Source organism: Roseomonas sp. TAS13 (genome assembly GCF_001950415.1).
GTDB classification, from domain to species: Bacteria; Pseudomonadota; Alphaproteobacteria; order Acetobacterales; family Acetobacteraceae; genus Roseomonas; species Roseomonas mucosa.
In genome coordinates this window covers 1-6,026 of the sequence record NZ_BDLP01000275.1, presented here as the reverse complement: position 1 = coordinate 6,026, position 6,026 = coordinate 1, and the positions used below count along the sequence as shown (strand labels likewise).

Annotated in this window: 8 protein-coding genes; 5 read left to right on the top strand and 3 right to left on the bottom strand. The window is 66.7% G+C overall.

The annotated features are described in order from the left end of the window. The first annotated feature begins 47 nt into the window (after positions 1–47). Complete coding sequence (locus ROTAS13_RS17885; protein WP_075823010.1) at positions 48–440, top strand: type II toxin-antitoxin system death-on-curing family toxin; 393 nt, start codon at positions 48–50, stop codon at positions 438–440. 66 nt (positions 441–506) lie between these two features. Here ROTAS13_RS17885 and ROTAS13_RS17880 read toward each other — a convergent pair whose 3' ends face one another. Beyond that, a complete protein-coding gene (locus ROTAS13_RS17880; protein ID WP_075823009.1) occupies positions 507–863 on the bottom strand; it encodes a hypothetical protein in 357 nt (118 codons plus the stop codon). A 36-nt stretch (positions 864–899) separates the two neighbouring features. After that, complete coding sequence (locus tag ROTAS13_RS17875) at positions 900–1,145, bottom strand: helix-turn-helix transcriptional regulator (RefSeq protein WP_075823011.1); 246 nt, start codon at positions 1,143–1,145, stop codon at positions 900–902. 131 nt (positions 1,146–1,276) lie between these two features. Between ROTAS13_RS17875 and ROTAS13_RS17870 the strand changes: the two genes are divergently transcribed. After that, positions 1,277–1,741 carry a hypothetical protein gene (locus ROTAS13_RS17870; protein ID WP_139323419.1) on the top strand — a complete coding sequence of 155 codons (465 nt, stop codon included), beginning with the start codon at positions 1,277–1,279 and terminating at the stop codon, positions 1,739–1,741. Between the two features lie 230 nt (positions 1,742–1,971). Here the strand turns inward: ROTAS13_RS17870 and ROTAS13_RS17865 are convergent, their stop codons facing one another. Further along, entirely contained in the window at positions 1,972–2,790 is an 819-nt protein-coding gene (locus tag ROTAS13_RS17865) for a hypothetical protein (protein WP_139323418.1), read from the bottom strand. On the opposite strand from ROTAS13_RS17865, the gene ROTAS13_RS17860 reads away from it, so the two are divergent. From ROTAS13_RS17860 to ROTAS13_RS17850, 3 genes are all read left to right on the top strand, one after another. Then, positions 2,790–4,436: a YcjF family protein gene (locus ROTAS13_RS17860; RefSeq protein ID WP_075823006.1), complete on the top strand. Its 1,647-nt coding sequence runs from the start codon at positions 2,790–2,792 to the stop codon at positions 4,434–4,436. The genes ROTAS13_RS17865 and ROTAS13_RS17860 overlap by 1 nt on opposite strands. A gap of 147 nt (positions 4,437–4,583) precedes the next feature. Further along, positions 4,584–5,468, top strand: coding sequence for a hypothetical protein (locus ROTAS13_RS17855; protein WP_139323417.1), 885 nt, complete (start codon positions 4,584–4,586; stop codon positions 5,466–5,468). A 222-nt stretch (positions 5,469–5,690) separates the two neighbouring features. Continuing rightward, positions 5,691–5,897: a helix-turn-helix domain-containing protein gene (locus ROTAS13_RS17850; RefSeq protein ID WP_075823004.1), complete on the top strand. Its 207-nt coding sequence runs from the start codon at positions 5,691–5,693 to the stop codon at positions 5,895–5,897. Positions 5,898–6,026: the final 129 nt, after the last annotated feature.

Below are 6,026 nucleotides of genomic sequence, written 5' to 3'. Positions count from 1 at the left end.
GAGGTCCTGCGCGAGCAGGCCGACGCGCTGCAGGAACTCGCCAGGCGTTGAGCGACCCGGAGTTCCTGGAGGCCGATGTCGTGCTGTTCCTGCACGACCAGGCCCTGCGGGAGTATGGCGGGATCCAGGGCGTCAAGGACGAGGGCATGCTGCACAGCGCGCTCGGTCGTCCCGAGAACAAGCTCGTCTACGCCGATACCGGCATCCCCAACCTGTTCGATCTGGCCGCGGCTTATGCTTACGGTCTCGCGGCCAACCACCCCTTCAACGATGGCAACAAGCGGACCGCCTGGGGCTGTTGCGTGCTTTTCCTCAAGGCCAATGGTGTCGAACTCGACGTCGCCGCGCCACAGGCCGTGGAGCAGATGCTGCGACTGGTCGAAGGCAGGCTGGACGAAGCGGCCTTCGCGGCGTGGCTACGGGTCAGCCGGCGCGGCTGATGCCGGGGAGGATCGGCCGGACAGACGTGATCTGGCCGTCCGGACAGAACGATGTGTGAGGCGCGCTCAGGCGCTGCCCTGCCTCGCGTCGAGGGCCTGCTCGATGGCCTCGCAGGCCCAGTTGCCGGCCTCGGTGCCATCCGCCATCACGACGACCTTGCGGCCGGCTCGCACGACCGCAGCGAGGCTGGCCAGAACGTGCTCGGGTAGGGGAGCGCCCGGGACCAGACCTTCGGGCAGGAGCCAGAGGCAGTCTTCCGGCTCGATCGTGTTTCCCGGCTCATCCAGCTTGTGCAGCACCGCCTGGAAGGCACGGTCCGTGACCAGGCCGAGCGAGAAGGCAGGACCGCTGCCCAGGAGCAGTCTGCCATCGCCGTTATAGACGGCTCCGGCCGGAACGCCCGTCCCATCAGCTGCCGGCATGCGAGGCGCACAGTCTGAGCAAAGTGGTCAGAGCCTTCATGATGACCGTCCTTTCAGTCGCACTCCGACACCTCCACCATTCTCCGGAATGAACTCGACACCGGCAGACTCGAACGCCAGACGCAGTCTCGAAACGGTGCTCGGACGAGGCTCCGTATTGCCCAGCTCGAAGTCAGCGATTGTACGTGTGGGGACCCCTCCGGCTTCTGCCAACTTCTCTCGAGACCAATTCAGGAGACCCCGGGCTGCGCGGCTCTGCGGAGGTGTAATCGCATTTTTCATGCGAAAACCCATTGCGGAAATTGCATGTTATATGCGAAATCCTGTGGACCGACATACGCGAAGCGGCCGAGAAATGGGCTCCTACCCCCACGGCTCGGCCTGACCGCAGCTGCTGAAGGGATCAGCCGGCCATGGCTACGCATGCCCGTATCACAGACCGCCACCGAAGCAGAGGTGGCCTTTCCCGCCGTGCGGCGCTTGCCGCACTCGCGGTGGGCAGCCTGACCCTTGCCGCCTTCCGCGACGCCGTGTCGAAGGCCGGGCCATCCGATGATCCGGACGCGAAGCTGCTGCGCCTCCATGCCGAATGGAGGAACGCCTACGCCGCCCTGGCGGTGCTACAGACCCGGGCACGGACCCTCGCGGACGAGGACCGCCTCAAGCCCGAACTCGATGCCGCCACCGACTGGCTCTCCGAGGTCGAGCAGACGCTGATTGCGACACCAGCGCAGGGGTGCGACGGCCTGCGAGCCAAGCTTCGGGTGGCTCAGAGGCTGGAGAACCGGGGACATCTGCGATCCCTGCCCGTGATTCCCCGGCATGGTGGCGAATACATCGCCTGGTCCATCGCCCGCGACCTGCAGAACCACGGCTGAGGGCACTCTGGCGCCCCGCAGACGTTCATGGACAGTCCGCGGGGGGTCGATACGGAGCGACGGCAAAGGCAATGCCATCGCGTTCCGAAGGAACTCACCGGAGCATTCGTCGTGCCGGTCGGGCATCTGCGGACAGGGGCTGCTCAATGCGGCACGGGCGGCTTCCTCGAAGCCTGCCTTGTGCTGGCCCGAAGCCACAAGGTGCGGGGAACCCGCAAACTGACCCTGGATCAGCCGCGGAGGAGCAGGGCGGACCGCAAGGCGGATCCGGAGACAGCATCGGCGAGGGCGGCGAAGGGATACAGGGCGAGGCGCCACGGTCCCACGCCGATGCTGCCTTCCACGAGATCCGGGTACACCGCGAAGCGGTAGTAGAGCAGTGCGATCAGGACCGGCACCACGATCATGGCCAGCCGCGACAGAAGGTGCCGTACCAGGATCGGCGCGAGATGGCTGGCGATCTCGCAGGCAACACGATCCGGTGTCAGGTCGAGCCTGGCCTGCAACGTCGTGAAGGCGCTCCTGAAGAACGCCACCCCGGTGCCGTCTCCGCTCATCTCGGGTTCCGCGGTCTGCTGCCACCAGTCGCGTATCGTATGGAAGATCATCATGCGCGCATACTCACGGGGCCGCTGGCGCGTCACCCACCAGACACGCAGGCAGGGCCAGGCGGCGCGTCCGCCGGCAACGATCGCATAAGCCGACCACAGCAGGGTTCCACCCACCGCCAGGCCGGCCAGGATGCGTTCCGCCTCGGGCAGGCCAGCTGTCGCGGCCGCCGTGTGCAGCACCAGCATGAAGGCCAGCGGCAGGAGGGACGGCCAGATGGTGCCGACAAGCCGGTCCACCATGAAGGCATCCAGCAGCGCCCGGCCGAGCGGGCCGGAAATGCCCTTGCCGGTCTCGAAGGCCGTTTGGAGACGGTCTCCCAGCCTTCCAGCGGCGAATTCGCCAGCGAATCGGCCCGCAGCCGTAACCGTGCTCTCGATCAATTTAACAACCTCAGGTAGTAGATCCTGATCTAAACCGAACCGGATCGAATTCCGCAATGGCCACGGCATCCCGGCTCCTGCTGGCCGATCTCACCGCCCTGTTCATGGCATCCAGCAGTTCCGAACTGCGTCCTGTGGACCTGGCCCTGGGCATGCTGTCCCCCGATCCCATCACGGTGCCCTCGGTCCGCCAGGACAGGAAGCAACCGGACCGGTGCCCCTATCGGCTGGCTGAGGCCGCCGAACGCCTCGTGCGAAGTGCTGGGCGAAGCTGGCCGGGCTTCGGTGAACCGCAGGCCGATCTGGCGGCCCTGGCACTCATGCGGGCCGGCTTGCCGGTGCCGCTCATGGCCACCGTTCCGGAACTGGAAAAGGAAATCCTGGCCCACCTTCCGGCCCTTCCACGGGATGCCCTGCAGCAACTCGCGCTGGAGGTAGCCAACCTGCGGCATCGCAAGCTGCGCCGTGCCGGGATGCTTCGCATGCCGGTCGAGGCCCAGATCCTCCGGCGACCAGCGGACGACGGACAGGGATGGCTGGGACATGTGACGGATGCCGCCCGGCGGATGGCCGGACTGAGCCGTGAGATGCTGGGAGGCATGCCATTCATGCGGGACTTCGAGAAGAAAGCCGAGGAGGCGGTGCGGAAGCTGGGCAAGGCCAACATCCTGGTGGCGGGACGCTCCGGCGTGGGCAAGAGCACCCTCATCAACACGGTCTTTGGCCGGGAGGTCACAAAGGTCGGGATGGGGCGGCCGGTCACCCAGGACATCACCTGGTTCGAGCCGGAGGGCCTGCCGGTGCGCCTGTGCGACACCAAGGGCCTAGAGATGGAGGCCTTCGACGCGACGCTGGCCGCGCTTGCCGGCGAGATCGAGAAGGCCAATGCCAGCGGCCGGGCGGAGGACAGGATCCATGTCCTCTGGCTCTGCATCGACGAGCCGGGAGCCCGGGTACAGGACGGCGAGGTCCGTATCGCCGAACTCTGTGCCCGGCACGGCATCCCGGCCATCGTCGTGCTGACCAAGGCCATAGGCCCCCGTGCCTTCGAAGGGGCCGTCCGCAAGATCCTGCCCGGCGCCTGCGGCGTGGTGCGTGTCCTGGTGGAGCCCTGGGACGACCGGACACCCTTCGGCTTGCCTGAGCTGGTCCAGGTGACCCACGATACCCTGCCAGCCGCGAAGGCCGCCTTCGAGGCGGCGCAGCAGGTCGACCTCACGCGCAAGCGCAAGACTGCCCTGAAGATCGCGGCGGCTTCCTCGGCAACGGCCGCGGCCGCCGCAGCCGTGCCTATCCCCATAGCGGACGCCGCCGGCGTGTTCGCCATGAACACCGGCATGATCGCCGGCATCGCCGCCGCCATGGGTGTCCCGATGACGCGCGACAACGTCCTGACCCTGGCCGGTTCCATGCTGGGGGCACTGGCCGTGGCGGGTGGCGGCCGCCTGATCGCGGGACAGGTCCTCAAGCTGATTCCGGGGATCGGCTCGGTCGTGGGCGGCGTCATCACGGCCGGCGTCGCCGCCTCGGCGACTTACGGCCTGGGCTACGGCTTCGTCGAATTCCTCTGCCGGTACCACACGGATGCGGGGCGGATGCCGGAAGGCGAGGAATTGCGCGAAGGCTTCCAGCAGTTCTGGGAGACCTGGAAGGAGAAGGAGAAGCGGCCGCCGGGCGATGCAGCTATTCCCGTGCCGGCGTAGGATCCTGATCGCTTGCCAGGCCATCCGCGGGCAGGCTGAAGACGAAGTGCGATGTCAGGGACGAGCTACAACGATCTCGCCCCTGAAGCATCGCGCCGGTGGTCGACCGGTGCCCCGTCCTGCCCGTGACGATGAGGTTGTCAGCCCTTGAGCCCGAAATCCGCCACCCTTCCTGGCCTGTCCCTGGAAGCCGCCGACCTGATGCTGAGCGAGTTGCTGAGGCTTCGCTCCGACGTGAAGGCGATGACGGGCGTCCGGGAGGTGCCGGCGCTCGACCCGTTGTTCATCAATGCCATGACGATACGGGAGAACATGCTCGCCATCACCCGGCGAGCCCCCACGGTGTCATCAGCCGGAACGGGTTCCGGGACGGGATCGGCTTCACCGCCCGGGAAGGAAGCAGGTGACGAGACGATGAAGAAGTACAGCCACACCGCTCTGAAGGACGCGGTGAACGCCGTTCCGAAGGATGTCCGGGAAAAATCCTATGCGATGTTGCCAAGCGAGCATCAGGCCGCAGCCCGTCGCATCGAGGAACTTGCCGGGCACAGGAACCGCGGCAACCTCCAGATCGACGTCCATCCGCAGCTCGTCGCGATGGCGAAGCATGAGCTGCGCCTCGCTGGCACCGGTCCCACCGTCACGGCTCTGGCAAGACACGCCCTCCGGGAGCTTCCCACCGATGAACGCGCCGATGGCAACGTGTGCTGGCTCATCGCGCCGTCGCACTGGCTGACCGAGGACTACCTGATCCCGCTTCTGACGAAGCGCTACGCGGAGCGGCGTGACCGGGTCCTGGATGAAGCCCGGAAGATCCAGCGTGCGGAACAGATCGGAGCCGAACATGCCGCCACGATCAACGAGGCGGGTGACACCCTGACGTTCCATCTCAGGAAACGGCGCCCTCTCTCTCGAGCCGAGGCCGAAAAACTGGCTCGTGCACCGGCTCGCATGACGTACCGGAGCCAGGTCGACGCCTTCATACGGACGTTCGAGCAAGTTCTTCAGAAAAAGGCGGATAACAAAGAATAATGCGCCGGAAATGAATGCCGGTCAAAGGGCGGAATTGTCCATTTCCGTCCTGTGACCGCGAGGTGGCCATGGCCGGACACTCATGGCCATGAACACGCATCCTTCCCACGCCCCTCCGATGCCGATCACCGCTCCGGACGCATCCCGTCCGTCAGCACACTGGTCCCTGCCTCCGCGGTGTAAGCGGATTGGGCATCGCCGGCTTGGCCGCGGTGCTCTCCGATGATCACACCCGATCCTGGCGATCGCCTGCTCACCCTGGCCGAAGTCACCGAGCGCCTGGGTGTCTCAGCCCGCACGCTGCGACGCTGGCGTCAGCGCCGCCTGCTCCCTGCCATTCGCATCGCCGGCACCGTGCGGATCCGCCTCGCGGACTTCGAGCGCGCGCTTGCCGGCGCCACCCCCGCGCGCAGATCCGTCAATGACTGAGCAGGATCGATGCCCTGGCAGGCGACGTGCGTCCACCATTTCGCTGAAGCAGCCGCCTTCCCGCAACCCTTCGCCCCGGCCGGGACGTGGCATCTCGCCGCTCCTGTCACGCCCGCCACGGGCCCTGTC

What these genes read in the sequence shown, in the direction of transcription:
- ROTAS13_RS17880 (WP_075823009.1), bottom strand. Translation starts at nt 863, where the DNA reads ATGCCGGCAGCTGATGGGACGGGCGTTCCGGCCGGAGCCGTCTATAAC.
- ROTAS13_RS17875 (WP_075823011.1), bottom strand. Translation starts at nt 1,145, where the DNA reads ATGAAAAATGCGATTACACCTCCGCAGAGCCGCGCAGCCCGGGGTCTC.
- ROTAS13_RS17870 (WP_139323419.1), top strand. Translation starts at nt 1,277, where the DNA reads ATGGCTACGCATGCCCGTATCACAGACCGCCACCGAAGCAGAGGTGGC.
- ROTAS13_RS17860 (WP_075823006.1), top strand. Translation starts at nt 2,790, where the DNA reads ATGGCCACGGCATCCCGGCTCCTGCTGGCCGATCTCACCGCCCTGTTC.
- ROTAS13_RS17850 (WP_075823004.1), top strand. Translation starts at nt 5,691, where the DNA reads ATGATCACACCCGATCCTGGCGATCGCCTGCTCACCCTGGCCGAAGTC.